This window comes from Pseudoalteromonas sp. SA25, from assembly GCF_011378705.1.
GTDB classification, from domain to species: Bacteria; Pseudomonadota; Gammaproteobacteria; order Enterobacterales; family Alteromonadaceae; genus Pseudoalteromonas; species Pseudoalteromonas arctica.
The window spans coordinates 64,801-84,537 of sequence record NZ_WTKV01000007.1 but is presented as its reverse complement, the minus strand read 5'-3'; the positions used below and the strand labels follow the sequence as shown (position 1 = coordinate 84,537).

Here is a 19,737-nt window from a genome sequence, read left to right as displayed (position 1 = left end):
AACTGTTTACAAAATAGGTAATTAATGTGATTATTTAGTATGTAAAATAATCAATAAAGCATAAGGAAACGCTATGAAAGCCCTCTATTTATTACTCCCATTAACTTCATTACTTGCGGCATGTGGATCGACACCTACTGCAGATAAAAGTGTAGAAAAGCTAAACCATACTGATGTATCCAATGCTGAAATACGCGATTATATAGATTTATCAAGTGTTGAGCTGCGCGATAGGGTGAAAGACTATTGGAGTATTTTTACAAAAGTTGAATCACGATACCCAGTAGAGGCAGCAAAAAAAGGCTTAGCGGGCTGTGTAGAGTTAATGACTATTATTAATTCTGAGGGTAAGGCGCAGGGGTATAAAGTAATTTCCTCATATCCTAAAGGATTATTTGATGAAGCCGCAGCGAGATCTTTAAGTGCATGGGCTTGGCTACCTACTGCCGTAAATGTAGCTAAACAACCTGTACTTACTCATATCAGAATTGATTTCATGATTGATTCAATACCAGTAGGTAAAAAATATTTAAAAAATTGTCCGGCTGGCGAAACATTTCAAGTAACAGGTGAAATTAAAAAAATCTCCTACTGATGAAACATTTCAAGTAACGAGAAAATTACAAGGTTTGAAAAAAAGTACTTATTTACCTCACTTTAAAGTTACTTTCGGTGTGTGTAACATTTTGGATCGAACCTTTATAAAATCTGATGGGTATGAGTTTAATACGAATATTACAAATAACTAAATAAGCATCAAGAATAAGGAAATGCTATGAAAGCTCTCTATTTATTACTCCCCTTGAGTATGATGCTAACAGCCTGTAGTTCAACGTCTGATAAACAAGTAAGCGATGAAATGCTGAGTATTATTGATTTATCGAGTCCTGAACTGCGAAGTAAGGCAGGTGAGTATTGGGATGTTGTTAAAAGAGTAGAGCCGCGATATCCGATAGAAGCTGCAAAAAGAAGTATTTCAGGTTGTGTTGAGCTTGCTACGTTAATTAATTCACAAGGTGAAGCCCAAGGGTATAAGGTTATCTCGTCTTACCCTGAGGGTGTGTTTGATAATAATGCGGCAGCTGCTGTGGGTTTATGGCGCTGGAAAGCGACAACTGAAAATATGAGTAAGCAATCTATTCTAACTTATCTCAAAATGGATTTTATGGTGAGCCCAAAACCTACTGATGCAGAGTATTTGGCGCATTGTTCTAAAAATAAAGCCTGAACGTAATTAATAGATATAAATATAATAAGCTAGGTGCTTGTTTACCTAGCTATAAAACTACTTACTTGCATATAAGCCATATTCATTTAATGCTAATTTACCGTCTTTGTCACTGTCGTAGCTTGAAAACCGTGACCACAAAGCCGGGTCTATAGCGGTTTCTGAACGTGATAAAAAACCGTCTTTATTCCTATCTAGCTTTTTAAATTGCTTTGCAATGTCGTTACTTGCGGCAAAACTAAATGCGCTAAAAATACTAAACGCCAGCAGCGTTATATAGCTAATACTTTTCATACAAATCACTTAGTAAAGGTTGTTAGTTAGATAACTTTTAAATTCGACTAGCGAAATTTGATTATCTTGGTTTTTGTCCCATTTTACAAAGGTGTTTAAAAGTTGTGGTTGGGGATCAAGTTCGTCGTGTGTTAAATAGCCACTTTTGTCACTATCTAGGTGATCAAAGCGCTGCTTTACATCAAGTGCCGCGGCATCAAAACTTAATAGCATTAAAATGCTTATAACAAGGGAAAGTATCTTCATGGTCTTCCTTCCAAAAGATGTATTAAAAGTTCGTGGCTAAAATAAAGTAAAAAGGAAAAAAGCACTTGCCGTAATTTAACTCCCAACATTAAATCCTTTTACACACTCCCTCAGGGATTATGGCAAATGCTTTTAAATTCAGTTTACTTGTAACAAGCTTAAGTAAAGCTTAATCAGTAATTACTCATTAAGGCTTAAAGCTTTCAAATTCTTTTTTTGAGACTTTTTCATCACCGTCTTCATCTAAGTCGGCAAATTGTCTCATTACTTCCTTGTCTTCCTTAGCTTCTACAATTGATATTTGTCCATCCATATCTTTATCTAAATGGGCAAAGCGCACGTTTGTTGGCGATGCAATTACGGTAGCACTAATTGCTAAAAACATTAATGAAAAAGCGGCTATAAGTTGTTTCATAATCACGTTCCTTATTAAATGAGTTTATTGAATAAATTTTTTGAATTCATCTAGCGACAATTGCCCATCTTGATTAGTATCAATTTGTAAAAAATTTTCGTGTAGAACGGCATCTTCACCTGCTTCGGCTTCACTTAATGTGCCGTTACTGTCTTTATCAAGCTCGTTAAAAGTCGCGTGAACGTCCATTGCGTGTGCGTTAGCGCCTAAAAAGCCTAAAGCCAGTAATGATGAAATTACTAAAATGCGTTTGTTCATAATTATTTCCTTATTGATTAAAGTTATTACTCCTACTACAAAAATGATGCCAAAAATAATTGTTGTTAATTTTCAAGTGTTTATATTTTTAACTTAAAAGGGGTGGGAAGTTTTTACGGGGTTTATTGTAATTTTTGTGTGCCTTTTGCAACACTATGTAGTGAGATTAAAGGTAGGGTTTAAAAATCAATGATTTACGTTGTCTCTATTTGGCGACACATTGTTTTTGTAGCGCTGGCTGTTAATCGTATTAAATATAATTGCTGGTTCAGCTAGTGTATAAGGTAAGCACTTAATAATAGAACGCTTAACTTAAAAGGACTAAACGAAATGCCAGCAACCATAGCTAAAAAATACCATGCAATGCTTAACTGGCGGCCTAATTTAATTGGGCAATTTGCAATGAGTATGCTGCTTTCGTTACTCCCGCTTTCTATAGTGGTGATTGTATTTTTAAATGTGCTTAACAAGCAATTAGCAGTGACTCAAAGTATCGTGAGTAACAACTACCAAGTTACCAAATCGTTTAATACTCTAAAACAAGAACTCAACAGCCTTGAGCGCGCCACTCGGCAAAACTGGGTATTAAAAAGCGAATCGTTAGATAAGCTCATTGTCGATAAATGGCAATCATCCCTGCAAAGTATTGATGAACTTAAATTTGTAAACACGGATAAAGATTACACCCACCAATGGCAACGCTTATATGTCACCTTACAAACAGCGCATGTAGAGCTTGTTGAGCAAAAACAACAGCAAGCGGAGCTATTTGTGCCAGTGAGCGATTTAGTTGCTGAGCTTACTTTATGGTTACGTGATAAAAATGAAGCGCAAATTACCAATAACCAAAATGAGCTTACAAGCCTACAAACTTCATTTATAAACTGGCTGGTGGCACTTATTCCGCTTACTTTAATTGTTGGTGGTGGTTTTTTATGGCGTATAAGTGGGCGACTAAAAGGGTTAACTACAGTTATTGATAAGCTAGGGCAGGGGCATTGGCAGCAAAAAATATCTGTGAAAGGCTCCGCTGAGCTAGTTGAGCTAGGAGAAAAACTCCAATGGGTGCAAGAGCAACTTCATATGCTTGAGCAGCAAAAAGATACCTTTTTACGCCATGTTACCCATGAGCTAAAAACGCCGCTTGCTTCAATGGTCGAAGGCACTGACTTACTAACTGATGAAATAGTAGGCCCAATTACTGCTGAGCAAAAAGCAGTGCTTGAGCTTATTAGCCAATCTATGGTGCGCCTTCGTACAATGATTGACAGCCTGCTGAGTTATAATGCGATTCGCACCAGTAAAGACAGCCTAAGCGAAGTTGAGTTTAGCTATCTTATTAATAAAATTAATAGCCATTTTGAACATCGCTTAAGTGCGCGTCAGCAAGCTCTGCAATGGCAAAATAACTTACCTAATAAACAGCTTGCTTTACCTAGTGAGCTTATTGAGATGATTTTAATTCAGCTTATTTCAAATGGCTTAAAATTTTCACAAGATAAGCAAAGCGTTACTATTAATTTAGCGCTTGAGCAAAACCAACTTTGCATTGCTGTACTTGATAAAGGGTGCGGTATTAAAGAGCAAGAAAAAACTCAAATTTTCAGCGCATTTTATCAAGGTAAACACAGTAAAAATGTTACGCTGCAAGGCAGTGGGCTTGGCTTAACTATTGTGAAAGAATCTGTTGAACAGCTAAGAGGTACACTTACTGTTGAGCATAACGAGCCGCATGGTTGCCGGTTTTCAATTAAAATTCCCATAACAAAAAATCTAGGAGTTAATTAACATGCGCTTGCGTTTAATCGCTATTTTATGTGTGCTCAGTAGCAGCATGGTTATATCAGGTTGTGAAATTAATAATGGGCAAGAAGAGCGTGTGTCAATTACACCTGCACCTGTGGTCGATACCAAAATAACGAATGACAAAAACAGTAAACCTAGTCCAAAACCCAGACCAAAAATTGAACCTAGCTATCCGCCTGCAGAGCAAGTTATTGCATGGCACGCTAATCAGTGTGGCGGATTTAAATTGGTGCCAAAAAAAGATATTTTTACAGGTGAAAACGATCTTAAACGTTTTTTTAAATTTATGTGCTTAAACATAAATGATGATCCAAATACGGTAATGACTAAGTTGCTAAAACTCGATCTTGCTTACTTTTGGCCAGATGATATAAAGCAATATTTATGGCTTCAAAAGCAGCAAGTGACTATGCAAATAAATGCTAAAAAAGAGCAGCAAGCACTTAACAATAAAATGCAAGAAACCCTCTCATCGTTAGCAACTATTGAGCAGCAGCTTTTACTACGAGAAGAAACTAAGGAGCAGTAACTATGGCAGCAACTAAAGTGCAAGGTGCAAAAGTATTACTCGTTGACGACGACGCTAGCTTATTAAAACTGCTCGCTATTCGTATCGAATCAAAAGGATACGAAGTAACGACCTGTGAAAGCGGCTTAACCGCACTACAAATACTTAAAAGCCAAGTGTTTGACGCCGTAATAACCGACCTACGTATGGATGAAATGGATGGCATGGCATTGCATCGTCAGTTGCAAAGCCGCTACCCTGCATTACCTGTCATTATGATGACAGCGCATGGCTCAATTCCTGATGCCGTAGAGGCAACTAAGCAGGGCATTTTTGCATTTATAACTAAACCTGTAGATAAAGATGAGCTATTTGACAGCCTTGCTAAAGCGATAGAAATACATGGTGTTAATGCAGATGAAGCAGCACCTAAAAGTAACATAGTTACGCGCAGTGGTGCAATGCTGCACTTGTTAGAGCAAGTAAAACTACTTGGGCCAACGCAAGTTAATGTATTGATTTCGGGGGCTAGTGGTACAGGTAAAGAGCTACTCGCACAGGCGATTCATCAGCATAGTCATGTAAGCGGTGGCCCTTTCGTTGCAATTAACTGCGGCGCTGTACCAGGGGAGCTTTTAGAGTCTGAATTATTCGGTCATAAAAAAGGCTCTTTTACGGGCGCAATTAAAGATCATCAAGGTTTGTTTCAACAAGCTGAGGGCGGCACGCTATTTTTAGACGAGATAGGCGATATGCCACTTAACTTGCAGGTTAAGTTACTGCGCGTATTACAAGAAAAAACAATTCGCCCCGTAGGCTTTCAAGAAGAAATAGCGATTGATGTACGTATTGTATCGGCAACACATAAAAATCTTCCTGAAGCTATTTTAAACCAGCAATTTAGAGAAGATTTATACTATCGCTTAAACGTAGTTAATTTAAAATTACCGCCACTGTGTGAGCGCCGCGAAGATATAAGCTTATTAGCACAGCACTTTAGTGCAAGCATTGCTAAGCGCATGAAGCAAACTGAAAAACACTTTGCCAGCGATGCTATGCATGCGCTTGTGCGTTACGACTGGCCAGGTAATATCCGCCAATTACAAAACGTAGTAGAGCAGGTTGTAGCATTAACGCCAAGCGATGTTATTTCAGAGCACTTAGTGTTAGCTGCGCTAAATAGTAATGAAACAAACGTAGAACCATTATCACTAAACGACGCTAAAAAAGAGTTTGAGCGCGACTATGTGATTAACACTTTAAAAATGGCAGGTGGTAACGTAGCCGAAGGCGCTAAGCTTGCTAAGCGCAATCGCTCAGATTTTTATAAGTTGATTAAAAAGCATAATATTGATGTTGATAATTTAGGTTAAGGAAAAGCATGCAGTTATTTATGGTGTATTTAGGTGGCCGGATTCAAGGTTGCCACATTGAAATGCATGATATTCGTTTTGTTGTAGGGCAAACCATAGAGCAAACTTATTCAAAGTTAAAAAGCCAATGGGTAGGCGACAGAAGTAGTGTTCACATGGATAGCTACATGGCAATTAATCATATAGATGGTTTTAAAATAGAAGTAGTCGATAGCTATGTGGAGCAAAATAAACAACTCTATTTTGTAAATTTAGGCGCTTACAGAAGTGATTCTATGGCTGAGCAACACGACTTTGCACTGTATGTTGCAAGCAGTAGCCATGAAGCGAAAGAGCGAGCTAAAAGCGATTTGCTAGCAGGGCTTAGCCATATCCATAAAGATGATTTACATGACGTAGACGATTGCTTTGCCATTGATTTACTTGACAGCCAGCTAAACATTAAGCTCACGCCCAGCGGTATATCGCAGCCTATAAAGCCAGACTGGTTTGGCTATCACATACTTTAAATTATAATAAGTAGCTAAAACTAAGCAGGACTAAGAGTCCTGCTCGTTTTGTTCATCCTTTTCGCTTTTAGCCGCCATTTTAAACGCCACAATAACCAATCCAAACATAGCAAACGGCAGTGCTGCTAACATGTATTCAACCACATTACTGTCTTGAAAATTTGCTTGTAGTAAAAAGTGACCCGCCACACACATTAAAATAACCACTAATAAAATAGGTAGTAACATAAGTTCTTTTTTTGATGAATGGTTTTTCATTAATTGTGAGGCTATAGCTGAAAATAATGCGCCATTGTAATGAGCTTACTTAAGCTTGGCAAACACCGCAGAATTTTTTAATTAATGTTATGATTAGTATCAAACAATTTTATTAATGTTTATGGGAATAAAGTGAAAAGTAACTTAAAAAAAGTTTACCTCGTTGGTGGTGCAGTGCGCGACAAACTGCTAAATATAAAATCAAAAGATAACGATTATGTAGTGATTGGTGAAACGCCAGACACAATGCAGTCGCTTGGTTTTGTGCCAATAGGTAGCGACTTTCCGGTTTACTTACACCCAAAAACAAAAGAAGAATATGCGCTAGGGCGCACAGAGCGTAAAAGCGGCAAAGGCTATACAGGCTTTGTGGTTGATGCCAGCCCAACAGTGACGCTAGAAGAAGATTTAGCAAGGCGTGATTTAACCATAAATTCAATGGCGCTTGATGAACACGGTAATATTATTGACCCGTTTAATGGCCAAACTGACTTACAAAATAAAACACTGCGCCACACCACTGAGGCATTTGTAGAAGACCCTGTTCGAGTACTGCGTATTGCCCGTTTTTTAGCGCGCTATGGCAGTGATTGGCGTATTCACCCAAGTACGTATGCATTAATGCGCGAGCTTAAAAATAAAGGTGAGCTAAATCATTTAGTACCTGAGCGCGTGTGGCTTGAAACTGAAAAAGCACTGGGTGAAAAGTACCCTGAGCTTTATTTTGAAGCACTGCAAGGCTTAGGTGTTTTTCCAGAACTTGAGCGCATGGTTAATGTACCGCAACCGGCAAACCATCATCCTGAAGGTGATGTATTTGTACATACTATGCTGGTACTTAGGCGTGCAGCGGATTTGAATTTTAACTTGGAAACTCGTTTTGCTGCACTAACCCATGATTTTGGAAAAGCGCTTAGTTTTAAAAAATATGGAAACCTACGTGGGCACGAACGCGAAGGTGTTGCAGTTATTGAGGCGTTTTGTGAGCGCTTAAAAGTGCCTAACCGTTTTCGCGATGTTGGTGTACTCACCAGTGATAATCACACCCTTTGCCACACGATTGATCAGTTAAGGCCGCAAACCATTCACAAGCTAATAGTGACTAACTTAAATGCGTTGGTACACCCAGAACGTTTTATAGCGTTTACCCAAGCATGCCAATGCGATGCACAAGGGCGTGGTGAAACACTTGTTGATAAGCCATACCCGCAATCAGCTAAGCTGCGAGCAATTCATACTGAACTGCAAAAAATGGATAAGAAGCAGGTAGTGCAAAATGCACTTAAAAATGGCAAAAAAGGCCCTGAAATAGGCGAAGAAGTAAAACTTGCAGAAATAAACTGCATTAAAGCATTTTTAGAACATGAGAAGTCCCAAGCGTAATAAAATTAGACTAAGTAGTGCGATACGCCTTGGTTTTTAGTCGCGTCGTGCTTTCTTAGCTCTTTGTAGTTTGTACTTTTTGGTTTTACATTTTCAGACTCAGGTTTTTTAGAGGGCCTGTATAAGTCAAAAATAAAGTCTAGTTCTTCACGCTCTAGTGATGGTTTCATGAGTATTCCTTCAATTTAATACTTTAATATGATGTAGGGTATGGTCATTCGACTGAATTAAAAGTGAATAGTTACATTTGAAGTTGTACTAAATTGTAACCGGCAGGTTTTGAGGGATGAGAGGGGTTTATTTGTTAATTTATATGGAGTTAAGGTAAATTAAAATAACTTTTTTTAACTAAAAATATACAGCTGAATTTAATTTATTACGTACTTACTATTTGCATATAATGCTGTGGCTATAAATATAACGGTACGAATATAACGGTATAAATACAGCCTTAACCATTAACTAACGGCAGTGTTACGGTAAACACTACACCATCACCTTGTTCGTTGTTTTGCGCTGTTACACTGCCTTTATGGTAGTCGCACACCAGCCTTACAATATAAAGACCTAACCCCAAATGTGGCTGTTGCTGCATTTGCTGGCTACGTACCGACACCATAGAGTCAAAAATATGCTCAGTTAATCCTTCGGGTAACGCAGGGCCTGTGTTACTCACTGTTAATGTTGCTTTATTTTCGCTCTGCTTAAGGCCTACATTAATAGCCGTATTGGCCTCACTAAACTCCAGCGCGTTATTAATAAGCTTATCAAGTAGCTGAGCTATAAACTCCGGTGCACCTTGCATAGGTAATTTGTTTTGGCATACATCAAGCGTAAATAACTGGTTTGGGTAAGTAAGCTGATAGCCTTGCATGCAGCCATTTATTACTTTTTGTAAATCAAAAGGTTCAGGTTCGTTGCTTTGAATACTTTGCTCAAGGCGAGTGGCTTCGCTCATGGTGGTTATAATTTTACCTAAGCGTTCAACGCCTTCGCTGGCGCGATCGAGGTATTTTTGACTTAGCTCATTTTGTGGCAAGCTTTGTAAATTTTCGAGTGATGAGCGTACTACCGCAACAGGCGTGCGCAGCTCATGTGACAATCGCGACGACATATTCTCTAAGTAATCGGTATAGCCACCAAGTCGGCTCACAATGTTTGAAAAACTACGAGACAGATCGCCAATTTCATCGTTAGCATCGCTGTAATTAATACTGCCGGTAACACGCCCTTGTGCATCAATTGCTTGTTCAGCTGTATCGCGCAGCCGCCTAATTCGGTTCGATATACGTGAGGCAAAAAAGAATAAAGTCACAGTACCAATTAGCATCACAGCTAAAATAACGTTAAAGAGTTTTTCGAGTGACTTATTACGCAGCGTACGTACGCCGTTTGTGGTTTCCTCTGCTATTACCGCGCCAATTACTTGGTCTTGAATCCAAATAGGGTAAGCGGCCGATAAAATAACGGCTTTGCTGTCGGGGGTTAAGCGCCAAGACGATGCTGGTTGTCCTTTTAATGCTTTCGCTAAATGTGTGCCCTGCATAGAAGCTACATCGTGCAGGGTATCTAAAAACTCATTTTCGGGGCGCGTTAATATTTTATAGTAAATTGGGTGTAAGTAATTTTTCTCAAAGCGCTGCCACCAAGTTTCAGGTGCTTGGTTAGCAAGTCCATCAGCCCAAACGCCATCTGCATTTTGAATAGTACCCGACTGCGCAAGTACGCGATGATGGTTATCGACCACCCAAATGCGGCTACCACTGTGGCCCATGCCTTTTAAAATACGGCTAATTTCTGGAGAAGGGACTAATACAGAGCCTAAATCGTTTGGGTTATTTAAGTTTGAGGTCGACATTATTTTAGGCTCTAACAATGCCTCTTTACTATCAATGTCAACAATGGCAAAGCCAAGTTTGTTGCCCAGCATGTTAATAGGAAAGCGCAGCTCTACGTTATATCCTGATTTGGTACTTTCAAAATAGCCCTGAATTTTTGTAAAAGGGGCTTTGGTATTTGCATCAAACGCATTAACCCAACCATCTTGGCGCGGCGCAATAATGTAAGTATTAAACTGACCGTCTGGCGTTTTTAGGCCAATTTGTAAATAATCGTTATTGGTAATGCTTAAGCTATTTTTAGCGCGATAAATAAGGGTATTGTCGGTGACTTTAAATACGGCGTATAAGTAGTTATCAAATTTTCCCACCATATGATCAAACGATAAGTCACTGGCTTGATGTTTGTTATCTGTTTTTTGTAAGTAGCGCTTGTCGTAGTGCCAAAATAACGGCTGGTAGCTGTCCCAATCGTTAAGTTTACCGTCGAGCTGAATAGGGTTTTTAAGATTATAAGCGTATAAATCGCGGCCTTTTACTACTTGGTCTAAAAAGTTGGTTTGCTCGTCAAATAATGCGGGGCGCTCATGTAATGCAGTAGCAAGTGCTCGAGTGGTGCCTACGAGGGTTTTTTCTTGGCCTTGGCGTAAAAACTTTTCCATTTCCCACACGTACTCGTAGCCAAGCCACGGTAGCAAAAACAAAAAACATGAAAGTAATATAAATTTACTGCGCAGACCAAATCGTAGCATTAGTGTTGTTCCCACCGATAGCCCATGCCATACACGGTATCTATGCAATCAAAGGTGCTATCGAGTGCTATAAATTTTTTACGAATACGTTTTACGTGTGAAGTAATGGTGCTGTCGTCTACATAAATTTTTGCATCGCTCATTAATTCGTTACGGCTTTTAACATGGCCAGGTCGCTGGGCGAGTGAATGCAGCATCCAAAATTCGGTTACGGTTAAATCAACTAATTGTTGCAGCCAAAATACCTGCATGCGTTGTGTGTCGAGCGTTAACTGCCCGCGTGTTATGAGTGCGTTTGCATCAGCAGGTTGTTCAAGTGCTTCCATTCGGCGAAACAGCGCACCAATACGCGCAGCCAAGTGAGCCAAGCTTATGTCTTTTGTTAGGTAGTCGTCGGCGCCCATGCGCAGGCCGCATACAGTATCTATTTCGCTATCGCGGGCGGTTAAAAAAATAATAGGCAGTGTTTTAGAAAGCGATCGCAATGTTTGGCACAGTAAAAAACCGCCATCTATTTCATGGCCTAGGCCAATATCAACAATAGCTAAATCGGGCAGGGCATTTTTAAATGCAGCTTCTGCGCTAGCGCGATCGGCAAAGCCACTTACTTGGTAGCCCTGTGCGCTCAGCATTTCTATGTAGTTTTCGCGGATTGCGGTTTCATCTTCAACGATGGCTATTTTTTTCATTCTAATCATTATCCTATTGCCTCTGCTGTGCACTATAACGAAGTTTTTAAGCTAAGTACGCTTAAAAAGGCAATTGCCATTTTTTTGCCACAATTGCTCAGCAGTTTGCCATTTTTGCTCCCCTTTATTGCCACTTGAGCTTGTTTTAATAAAGCCATCAAAACAAAACATCACAAATTAAAAAGTAAGTTTAAGGATCAAATCATGAAGAAGACATTAATCGCGTTAACACTGGTTGCTAGTTTTTGTACTCCAGCAATTGCCTCAACATCTAACACGCCATCAAAAGAAGCCCATAAAGAAACGGCTATTGGGCTAGGTGCAGGCGCTATTATTGGCGGCGTAGTGGGCGGACCAATTGGTGCGTTTATTGGTGCATTTGCCGGTGGCTTAATAGGTGATTCAAAAGTAGCTGATAACAAAATTGCAGAGCAAGAGCGTGCAATTACGGTCATGAAAGAAAAAACCAGCGATTACCAACACGTGCTTAACCACAATAATATGTTAGAGCAACAGCTAGAAGTGCTTGCCAATCAAAATGAGCAGTTAACTCAAGTTCAAATTAATAACTTATTGGCGATGACGGTGCAATTTAAAACAGGTTCAAGTGTTATTGCCCCGCATTTTGCGCTGCAGTTAGATCAACTCGTTACCTTGTTAAACAACCAATCACAACTCGCACTTGATTTAAGTGGCTTTGCCGATCAACGCGGCGATGAGCAAGCTAACCTTTTACTTTCTAAAGCGCGTGTAAATGCCGTGCAAAGCTATTTAATAAAACACGGTGTGAGCCATAAACGCTTAAGCACGCAGGCATTTGGCGAGCAGCAAACATTGGCTAACAGCAACACGGTGGAAGATAACTTTTTTGATAGACGCGTAACGCTTACCACTCGCTCAATGAATAGTGTAAATGGCCAAACGGCGAGTAACTAAAACTAACTGAATCTAAGTAAAGCTAAGCGTTCGATGGAGTGATTTATGTTTAAATTGAGTAAACCAACCAAAATGCTTACTAAAGTAAGCATTTTTATATTCATAGCGATTGTGCTGTTAGCTAGCTTTAAAAGCCATGCGCAATCACCCAAGTTAGAGCTTTTTGATAGCAATGGTGCGCCAGCAGGCCCAGCAATAATATTAAAAAGCGACGCCAATATGACCTTAACTGGCCTAATTAATCATGTTGTAGTAATGCAGACTTATCAAAACGAAAACCCGTTTGCAGTTAACGCGCGCTACGTTTTTCCATTGCCTGATGAAAGCGCCGTACATGCGATGACGATGCGTATAGGTGAGCGAGTCATTAAAGGCCAAATTGATAAAAAGGTAGAGGCCGAAAAAAAATACGAGGAGGCTAAAAAAGCAGGTAAGCAAGCTGCCCTAGTACGCCAGCAACGCGCCAATATGTTTATTACGAATGTGGCAAATATTGGTCCTGGTGAGCAAGTGATTATTGAGCTTGAGTATCAAGAAATAATTGACTACAGCAGCGGCACATTTGCTATTAGATTTCCTACTACTATTACACCGCGTTATCATGCGATTAGTGGTGAAGTTGAGGTTAATACTCAAAATCAAGCGCATGTTAATCCGCTCCCAACGGGATGGTTAAGCCCTGTTTACAGCATTCAAAACATCACTCAAAATAGTACTCAAATTGATAACGTACCAAGCAGCCAATTTAGCTTAAACATTGATATAGATGTAGGCTTAGAACTGGTGGATATCAATTCTAAATTTCATAATGTTGATGTACAAAACACAGCATTTGGGCAATATAAAATAGCGTTAAATGAGACAAATGCAGTTAATCGCGACTTTGTACTTGAGTTTAAACCGCTGCAAAAAGAGCAAGCTCAAGCCGCATTTTTTACTCAGCAGTTTGAAAATGGTGACCGATACGGACTTGCTATGCTAATGCCACCAGGGGATCACTTTACACAAACTCAACGCTTACCTCGTGAAATGGTATTTGTAGTTGATACGTCTGGCTCTATGCACGGGCAATCTATGGAGCAAGCTAAAAAAGCCTTGTTTTATGCGCTGTCATTACTCGATAGCGACGACAGCTTTAACATTATTGGTTTTGACAACATAGTAACTCCAATGAGCGATAAACCACTTATAGCCAGTGACTTTAATTTACGCCGTGCAGAGCGATTTATTTATAGCCTAGAAGCCGACGGCGGCACTGAAATACAAGGTGCGCTTAATGCCGTACTTGATGGCAGCGAGTTTGATGGTTTTGTACGCCAAGTTGTATTTTTAACTGATGGCAGCGTAAGCAACGAAGATGCATTATTTAAAAACATTCAAAGTAAATTAGGCGATAGCCGCTTATTTACGGTAGGTATTGGCAGCGCACCTAACAGCTTTTTTATGCGCCGAGCGGCAGATGTCGGTAAGGGGTCATTTACGTTTATAGGCAGCACAAACGAGGTGCAACCTAAAATGCAGCAGTTGTTTGATAAGCTTGCGCATCCGGCTATTACTAATTTGGCGCTAAGCGATGAAAGCGGTAACAGTTTAGATTTTTGGCCGTCACCACTACCTGATTTATATTTTGGCGAGCCTATCATGGTCGCTATAAAACTTAATAATGCTAAAAGTGTGGTACTTGCTGGGCAAACAGCACAAGGGCCTTTAAGTATTAAATTAAGTACACAAAATAGCTCAAGCGCTCAAGGTGTAGCAAAACTGTGGGCGCGCCAAAAAATTAAGTCATTACTTTTATACAACGAGCAAAATACAGTTAAAGATGAAGTACAGGAGCTTGCGCTTACTCATCAATTACTTAGCCCGTTTACTGCTTTTATAGCAATTGAACAAACTCAAATAAAAGAAGTGGCAGAGCAAACGGCGCAAGCTAGTAATGCAGTACCACAAGGTATGGCAATGCGTTTACCACAAACCGATGGGCAAAGTAGGCTGCACATATTATTAGGCTGTATTTTATTATTGGGATTTGGCGCTCTTAAATTTAAACACAGAGCGAATCCCTAAATGAAAAGAGACTTAAAATGAAAAAGTGGCTAAGTGCGGGCTTACTAATAGCTGGGCTTGGATTATTTGGTCACGGTACTTATATGCAGGCAAAAGCGTGGCTTGCTCAAGTATTAATTGAACAAGCATGGCAAGAGGCGCTTAAATCACCCAGTACTAAAGTAAAGCCTTGGTATTACGCCGACAGCTACGTTACTGCAAAGCTTGATTGGCCAAATCATAATAAAACATTAAGTGTATTGGCTGGAGCGAGTGGCCGTAACTTAGCGTTTGCGCCTAGCCAATTTTTACCCGCAGGGGAGCTTGGCGGAAAAGAATTTGGAAACGAAAAAGGCGCGCTAATAGCAGGGCATAACGACACCCATTTTGCATTTTTACAAAATGCCAAAGTGGGGGAAGCGTTTACTTTGCAGCTGCAAAGTGGGGTGATACAAAATTATAAGGTAACGGGGATTAAGGTTATTCATCAATCCCAAAACACATTTTTACAAACACCCGGGCTGTATTTGCTTACCTGTTACCCTTTTGATTCGCTTGCCTCGGGTACTGATTTAAGATTGCTTGTATCTGCGCAAATGTCTTCGCCTGATTCACTAAGCGGTATATCAACCACAAGTTCTTGATGACGCTGGCTTATCATTACGCCAATAAATACCACAAATATGCTCAGCCATTGCCAAACGTTGAGCACTTCGCCCAAAATAATAGCTGACAAAATAAGTGTAAAAATAGGAATTAAATTAGAGTACGCAGCAGCGGTTAATACCGATACTTTGCTAATTGCATAGTTGTACATGCCGTAGCCACCAAGGGTTACACACGAACCTAAATACAAAATGCTCATAAGCGCGGTTAAGTCGTGTTGGTTTTCGCTTGGCAGGTCGATAAAAAATAAAAACGGAGCAAAAAACAAGCTGCCGCTAATACCTTGCAACGCAATTAAAGTAAGCGGCGAGTAGCGATTAGCTAAATGTTTAATACTTACGGTATAAAATGCAGCGCACACCATAGCCATCAACTCTAAAAAGTTACCCAGCAACGGATTAGGTGCTTGGTCGGTACTTGGTGAAAGAAGCGTAAGTAAAATACTGCCGCCAATACACAGCGTAAAACCGACTACGATGGATTTACTTATGTATTCTTTAAGCAATAAAAAGGCAAGTAGCGCAATAATAATGGGCAAGCACGACACAATAACCCCAGCCTGCGAGGCCGATGTGTATTCCATTGCATGGCCTTCAAATAAAAAGTACAAGCAAGGCTCAGCAAGCGACATACCCACTAAATACTTCCAGTCACCTTTTAAATACTCAAACCGAATAACGTAGCGCCATAAACAAAGCGACAAAACTAACGTGGTGAGCATGCGTAAAAATATCACCAATGCAGGGTCGTAAATAGCAATGGCGTATTTGAGCGCAATAAAAGAGCTGCCCCATAAAAAGGTGGCAATAATTAAACATAAACTGGCAGGCATAGAGAGTAATTTACTTAATTTAATAAAATCAGATCCTAGCATGAAAATTTTTAACTTGTTCAAAAATACCGAGCTGGTATAAATTAATTCATCTTTAATTAATCATTAGTAAAAAGCACATGCAAAGGGAACAGGTAATAGTTGTAAAGCTTGGTACAAGCGTACTAACTGGCGGCACCGATAAGCTAGACAAAGCACATATGGTTGAATTAGTACGCCAATGTTGCGAGCTTAAAAAGCAGGGTCATCACGTTATTTTAGTATCGAGCGGTGCAGTTGCTGCTGGGCGCGAACAACTATTAAAACCCTGTGGCAGAAGCTTAATTGATAAACAAATGCTTGCTGCAATTGGACAAGGTCAACTTATTCACATTTGGCAGAGCTTGTTTGCTTTATATGGGGTAAATGTGGGGCAAATGCTGCTTACTCGCGCTGATGTAGACGACAGAGAGCGCTACCTTAATGCCCGCGATACACTCAATGCATTATTAAATTACGACGTTGTACCCATCATTAACGAAAATGACGCAGTCGCTACCAGCGAAATAAAAGTAGGCGACAACGATAATTTATCGGCACTTGTCGCTATTTTGGCTAATGCTAATAAGTTACTGCTACTTACCGATCAAGAAGGGTTATTTACCAGCGATCCGCGCACAAACGCCGATGCCACCCTCATTGGTGAAGTAACACATATAAACGATGAGCTGCGCCAACTTGCTGGTGGCAGTGGTACAAATTTAGGCACCGGCGGTATGGCGACTAAACTGCAAGCCGCCGACATTGCAAGGCGCGCAGGTGTTGAAGTTATTATTGCTAAAGGCGCAGGTAAAAACGTTATTTTAAAATGCATGAGTGACGAGTTACCAGGCACGCGTTTTTTACAACTCACCGCTCCAAAAGATGGCCGTAAAAAATGGTTACTAGCCGGGCCTAAAAGTACCGGCCAAATTGTTATTGATACAGGTGCTATTACAGCGCTGCAAAATAAAGGCGCAAGCTTACTTGCTAAAGGCGTTACTAATGCATTTGGACGTTTTGAACGCGGTGATTTAATTGATTTAATAGATAATAAAAATCAAGTAATTGCACGGGGCTTAACGCGCTTTAGTAGTACCGAGGTAAACAAAATAAAGGGTGCGCATTCTAGTCAAATAGGCCAATTACTCGATTACGATAGTGGCGCAGAAGTACTTCATAGGGATGATATGGTCTTGCTATAGAAGCACTTTTAGTAAATTAAATTACTTGAGTGTAATTCTCGCAGTATTACACTTTTTTGATTGTAAATTTGTGCTAAAATCTGGCTCCTTAAATTGTTGTAAGCAGAGCACAGAACATGAAATTAGTTCGTTGGTTTTTAGGTTGTATAATCTTATTCTTTAATTTTGTATTTACTCCTCGCAGTAAAAAGCGTGCAAGCGACGAGCAAGCACAGCTTGATCAGCAAACCTCACAATTTAAACTGTATCAATTTAAAGCATGCCCGTTTTGTGTAAAAGTACGCCGCGCCATTAAACGCGAAGGCTTAAACATAGAAACGCGTGATGCAAAAGACAATGAGCAATATAGTCAAGAGCTACTAGAACAAGGCGGAAAAGTTAAAGTGCCTTGCCTGCGTATAGAGCAAAACGGCCAAGTACAATGGCTGTATGAATCAAACGATATTATTGCTTACTTAAACAAAGTAGCTGCATAAACCACTTTTATTATCTCACTTATTTAAAGAGAATATACCATGACAATTCGCACCCGTGTTGCCCCGTCGCCAACTGGTGACCCGCATCTTGGCACCGCTTATATCGCCTTATTTAACTACTGTTTTGCTAAACAACAAGGCGGTGAATTTGTACTTCGTATAGAAGATACAGACCAAGTACGTAGCACGCCAGAGTCTGAACTTGCGATTATGGATAGCCTACGTTGGTTAGGGCTTGAGTGGGATCATGGTCCTGATGTGGGGGGCGAATTTGGTCCTTACCGTCAATCTGAGCGTAGCGATTTATATAAAAAATACGCGCATCAGTTAGTTGATGATGGTAAAGCGTTTTACTGCTTTGCAACAAGCGAAGAGCTTGATCAAATGCGTGAAGAGCAAATGGCAGAAGGCCTACGCCCTAAATATGACGGTCGTGGTTTAAACCATACAGATGAAGAAATTAAAGCAAACTTAGCTGAAGGCAAACCTTACGTTATACGTATGAAAATCCCAAGCGAAGGCACATTTAAGTTTAACGACTACCTACGTGATGAAATTGAGATCCCGTGGGAAAACGTAGACATGCAAGTGCTTTTAAAAGCAGATGGTTTTCCAACGTACTTTTTAGCGAACGTAGTTGACGACCACCATATGGAAATTAGCCATATTTTCCGTGGCGAAGAGTGGATTAACTCAGCACCTAAGTTATTAAAACTATATGAAGATTTTGGTTGGGAAGCGCCAGTACTTGGTCACTTACCATTACTACGTAACCCAGATAAATCAAAGCTGTCTAAGCGTAAAAACCCAACGTCTATTAACTACTATAAAGAAATGGGTTACCTGCCAGAAGCCGTGCTTAACTACTTAGGCCGTATGGGTTGGTCAATGCCAGATGAGCGTGAAAAGTTCACGTTAAACGAGATGATTGAAAACTTCGACATGAAGCGCGTATCGCTTGGTGGTCCAGTATTCGACGTAGATAAATTAAGCTGGTTAAACGGCATGTGGATCCGCGAAAATCTAACCGACGAGCAGTTAATTCAGCGCTTTGTTGATTGGAAGTTTAATGGCGAAATGCTCGCTAAAATATTACCAGAAGTTAAAACTCGTATTAATACGCTGTCGGATATGGTTGAGCTTGCAGGGCACTTTGTAGGTGGTATTCCAACTTACGATCCTGCGCTATTAACAGCCGGCAAAGCAGACGAAAACGTGATTCGCCAAGCGCTACAATTTTTTGTATGGCAGCTTGAAGGTTTACGTAGCTTTGAAAAGCCCGCTATTTTTGCAATTGCAAAAGAAGTTGCAACATTCCACGAGCTTAAGATTAAAGACTTTTTAGAGCCAATATTTGTCGCAATTACTGGCAAAACGTCAAGTACGTCAGTGCTTGATGCAATGGAAATATTGGGGTCTGACTTATCACGTGCTCGTTTACGTGTTGCACTTGCTCATTTAGGTATTTCTAAAAAGCAGGCTAAAAATATAGAGCGTGCGTACCGCGAATACCCAAGTGCATAGTTGCTAAACAATGTACTTTTAAAAGCCGAGCTTAGTAAAATAAGTTCGGCTTTTTTGTTTCAGGCTGTTTAGCTATATGACATCGTATTTTGATATTGTTTAACTAAAGTATTAGTACTTAGCCCAATGATACAATAGGGCATGTAAACTCATAGGAGGCAGTATGATTGCAACCGTTAAAAACAAAGCCATTTTTAGCAGTAATACATTTTCGATAAACCTTGTTACTTACCCAACTAATCACAGCGTAATGAACCATATTGACCCTGTGCAGCAAGGGCGCTATTACAAGCTCAACTTTGTATTAGAAAAACCTAAAGCGGGTGGGGTATTTAAATGCTCAAAATGCATTATAAATTTATTTAATCGCGTGTATTTATTCAGACCCGATAAGTACGAACACTGCGTATCTAAAATCGAGTCTGGAAAGCGTGTACTACTTAGCTTTGCGCTTAATATATAATTTGCACTTTTACT

Annotated in this window: 23 protein-coding genes; 14 read left to right on the top strand and 9 right to left on the bottom strand. The window is 39.9% G+C overall.

What is annotated here, in order from left to right:
• Positions 1 to 73: 73 nt before the first annotated feature.
• On the top strand, positions 74 to 595 hold the full coding sequence (locus tag GQR45_RS07680) for an energy transducer TonB (protein WP_165725596.1): 522 nt from the start codon (positions 74 to 76) through the stop codon (positions 593 to 595).
• A gap of 180 nt (positions 596 to 775) precedes the next feature.
• Positions 776 to 1,228, top strand: a complete 453-nt coding sequence (locus GQR45_RS07675; protein WP_165725595.1) for an energy transducer TonB — start codon at positions 776 to 778, stop codon at positions 1,226 to 1,228.
• Positions 1,229 to 1,285: 57 nt separating this feature from the next.
• Here GQR45_RS07675 and GQR45_RS07670 read toward each other — a convergent pair whose 3' ends face one another.
• The 4 genes from GQR45_RS07670 to GQR45_RS07655 all read right to left on the bottom strand — a co-directional run bounded on the left by GQR45_RS07670 (position 1,286) and on the right by GQR45_RS07655 (position 2,441).
• The gene (locus GQR45_RS07670; RefSeq protein WP_007581557.1) at positions 1,286 to 1,522 is read right to left on the bottom strand and encodes a calcium-binding protein; all 237 of its coding nucleotides are present in this window, start codon (positions 1,520 to 1,522) and stop codon (positions 1,286 to 1,288) included.
• Between the two features lie 9 nt (positions 1,523 to 1,531).
• Positions 1,532 to 1,768, bottom strand: a complete 237-nt coding sequence (locus GQR45_RS07665) for a hypothetical protein (protein ID WP_007581558.1) — start codon at positions 1,766 to 1,768, stop codon at positions 1,532 to 1,534.
• Between the two features lie 187 nt (positions 1,769 to 1,955).
• Complete coding sequence (locus tag GQR45_RS07660) at positions 1,956 to 2,183, bottom strand: hypothetical protein (protein ID WP_007581559.1); 228 nt, start codon at positions 2,181 to 2,183, stop codon at positions 1,956 to 1,958.
• Positions 2,184 to 2,207: 24 nt separating this feature from the next.
• Positions 2,208 to 2,441, bottom strand: a complete 234-nt coding sequence (locus tag GQR45_RS07655; RefSeq protein WP_007581561.1) for a cag pathogenicity island protein Cag25 — start codon at positions 2,439 to 2,441, stop codon at positions 2,208 to 2,210.
• A 330-nt stretch (positions 2,442 to 2,771) separates the two neighbouring features.
• Between GQR45_RS07655 and GQR45_RS07650 the strand changes: the two genes are divergently transcribed.
• The 4 genes from GQR45_RS07650 to GQR45_RS07635 are packed head-to-tail and all read left to right on the top strand — an operon-like array spanning position 2,772 to position 6,637.
• The gene (locus GQR45_RS07650) at positions 2,772 to 4,229 is read left to right on the top strand and encodes a HAMP domain-containing sensor histidine kinase (RefSeq protein WP_165725594.1); all 1,458 of its coding nucleotides are present in this window, start codon (positions 2,772 to 2,774) and stop codon (positions 4,227 to 4,229) included.
• 1 nt (position 4,230) lies between these two features.
• Positions 4,231 to 4,776: a hypothetical protein gene (locus GQR45_RS07645; RefSeq protein ID WP_024607489.1), complete on the top strand. Its 546-nt coding sequence runs from the start codon at positions 4,231 to 4,233 to the stop codon at positions 4,774 to 4,776.
• Between the two features lie 2 nt (positions 4,777 to 4,778).
• Positions 4,779 to 6,128, top strand: coding sequence for a sigma 54-interacting transcriptional regulator (locus GQR45_RS07640; protein WP_010553151.1), 1,350 nt, complete (start codon positions 4,779 to 4,781; stop codon positions 6,126 to 6,128).
• Between the two features lie 8 nt (positions 6,129 to 6,136).
• Positions 6,137 to 6,637, top strand: a complete 501-nt coding sequence (locus GQR45_RS07635) for a DUF1543 domain-containing protein (RefSeq protein ID WP_165725593.1) — start codon at positions 6,137 to 6,139, stop codon at positions 6,635 to 6,637.
• A 30-nt stretch (positions 6,638 to 6,667) separates the two neighbouring features.
• Here the strand turns inward: GQR45_RS07635 and GQR45_RS07630 are convergent, their stop codons facing one another.
• The gene (locus GQR45_RS07630) at positions 6,668 to 6,895 is read right to left on the bottom strand and encodes a hypothetical protein (RefSeq protein ID WP_007581571.1); all 228 of its coding nucleotides are present in this window, start codon (positions 6,893 to 6,895) and stop codon (positions 6,668 to 6,670) included.
• A 132-nt stretch (positions 6,896 to 7,027) separates the two neighbouring features.
• Here GQR45_RS07630 and GQR45_RS07625 point away from each other — a divergent pair, with 132 nt between their 5' ends.
• Positions 7,028 to 8,278, top strand: a complete 1,251-nt coding sequence (locus GQR45_RS07625; protein WP_165725592.1) for a multifunctional CCA addition/repair protein — start codon at positions 7,028 to 7,030, stop codon at positions 8,276 to 8,278.
• 5 nt (positions 8,279 to 8,283) lie between these two features.
• Here GQR45_RS07625 and GQR45_RS07620 read toward each other — a convergent pair whose 3' ends face one another.
• From GQR45_RS07620 to pdsR, 3 genes are all read right to left on the bottom strand, one after another.
• Positions 8,284 to 8,448: a hypothetical protein gene (locus GQR45_RS07620; RefSeq protein ID WP_007581574.1), complete on the bottom strand. Its 165-nt coding sequence runs from the start codon at positions 8,446 to 8,448 to the stop codon at positions 8,284 to 8,286.
• A 281-nt stretch (positions 8,449 to 8,729) separates the two neighbouring features.
• Positions 8,730 to 10,868: a proteobacterial dedicated sortase system histidine kinase gene (gene pdsS, locus GQR45_RS07615; protein ID WP_165725591.1), complete on the bottom strand. Its 2,139-nt coding sequence runs from the start codon at positions 10,866 to 10,868 to the stop codon at positions 8,730 to 8,732.
• Positions 10,868 to 11,557 (bottom strand): proteobacterial dedicated sortase system response regulator, encoded by a 690-nt coding sequence (gene pdsR, locus GQR45_RS07610; RefSeq protein WP_165725653.1) that lies wholly within the window; start codon positions 11,555 to 11,557, stop codon positions 10,868 to 10,870. The genes pdsS and pdsR overlap by 1 nt, the downstream gene beginning before the upstream one ends.
• Before the next feature lie 204 nt (positions 11,558 to 11,761).
• Between pdsR and pdsO the strand changes: the two genes are divergently transcribed.
• The 3 genes from pdsO to GQR45_RS07595 are packed head-to-tail and all read left to right on the top strand — an operon-like array spanning position 11,762 to position 15,183.
• Positions 11,762 to 12,493 carry a sortase-associated OmpA-like protein PdsO gene (gene pdsO / locus GQR45_RS07605; protein WP_165725590.1) on the top strand — a complete coding sequence of 244 codons (732 nt, stop codon included), beginning with the start codon at positions 11,762 to 11,764 and terminating at the stop codon, positions 12,491 to 12,493.
• A gap of 45 nt (positions 12,494 to 12,538) precedes the next feature.
• The gene (locus GQR45_RS07600) at positions 12,539 to 14,560 is read left to right on the top strand and encodes a marine proteobacterial sortase target protein (protein ID WP_165725589.1); all 2,022 of its coding nucleotides are present in this window, start codon (positions 12,539 to 12,541) and stop codon (positions 14,558 to 14,560) included.
• Positions 14,561 to 14,577: 17 nt separating this feature from the next.
• Positions 14,578 to 15,183: a class GN sortase gene (locus GQR45_RS07595; protein WP_165725588.1), complete on the top strand. Its 606-nt coding sequence runs from the start codon at positions 14,578 to 14,580 to the stop codon at positions 15,181 to 15,183.
• Here the strand turns inward: GQR45_RS07595 and GQR45_RS07590 are convergent.
• Positions 15,078 to 16,037: a DMT family transporter gene (locus GQR45_RS07590; RefSeq protein ID WP_024590057.1), complete on the bottom strand. Its 960-nt coding sequence runs from the start codon at positions 16,035 to 16,037 to the stop codon at positions 15,078 to 15,080. The genes GQR45_RS07595 and GQR45_RS07590 overlap by 106 nt on opposite strands.
• 119 nt (positions 16,038 to 16,156) lie before the next feature.
• On the opposite strand from GQR45_RS07590, the gene proB reads away from it, so the two are divergent.
• The 4 genes from proB (at position 16,157) to GQR45_RS07570 (ending at position 19,723) form a co-directional block, all read left to right on the top strand.
• Positions 16,157 to 17,260: a glutamate 5-kinase gene (gene proB, locus GQR45_RS07585; RefSeq protein ID WP_165725587.1), complete on the top strand. Its 1,104-nt coding sequence runs from the start codon at positions 16,157 to 16,159 to the stop codon at positions 17,258 to 17,260.
• A gap of 116 nt (positions 17,261 to 17,376) precedes the next feature.
• The gene (locus GQR45_RS07580) at positions 17,377 to 17,736 is read left to right on the top strand and encodes a glutathione S-transferase N-terminal domain-containing protein (protein WP_165725586.1); all 360 of its coding nucleotides are present in this window, start codon (positions 17,377 to 17,379) and stop codon (positions 17,734 to 17,736) included.
• Between the two features lie 39 nt (positions 17,737 to 17,775).
• Positions 17,776 to 19,260, top strand: a complete 1,485-nt coding sequence (gltX, locus tag GQR45_RS07575; RefSeq protein ID WP_007581594.1) for a glutamate--tRNA ligase — start codon at positions 17,776 to 17,778, stop codon at positions 19,258 to 19,260.
• Between the two features lie 163 nt (positions 19,261 to 19,423).
• The gene (locus tag GQR45_RS07570; RefSeq protein WP_165725585.1) at positions 19,424 to 19,723 is read left to right on the top strand and encodes a 2OG-Fe(II) oxygenase; all 300 of its coding nucleotides are present in this window, start codon (positions 19,424 to 19,426) and stop codon (positions 19,721 to 19,723) included.
• The last annotated feature ends 14 nt before the right edge of the window (positions 19,724 to 19,737 follow it).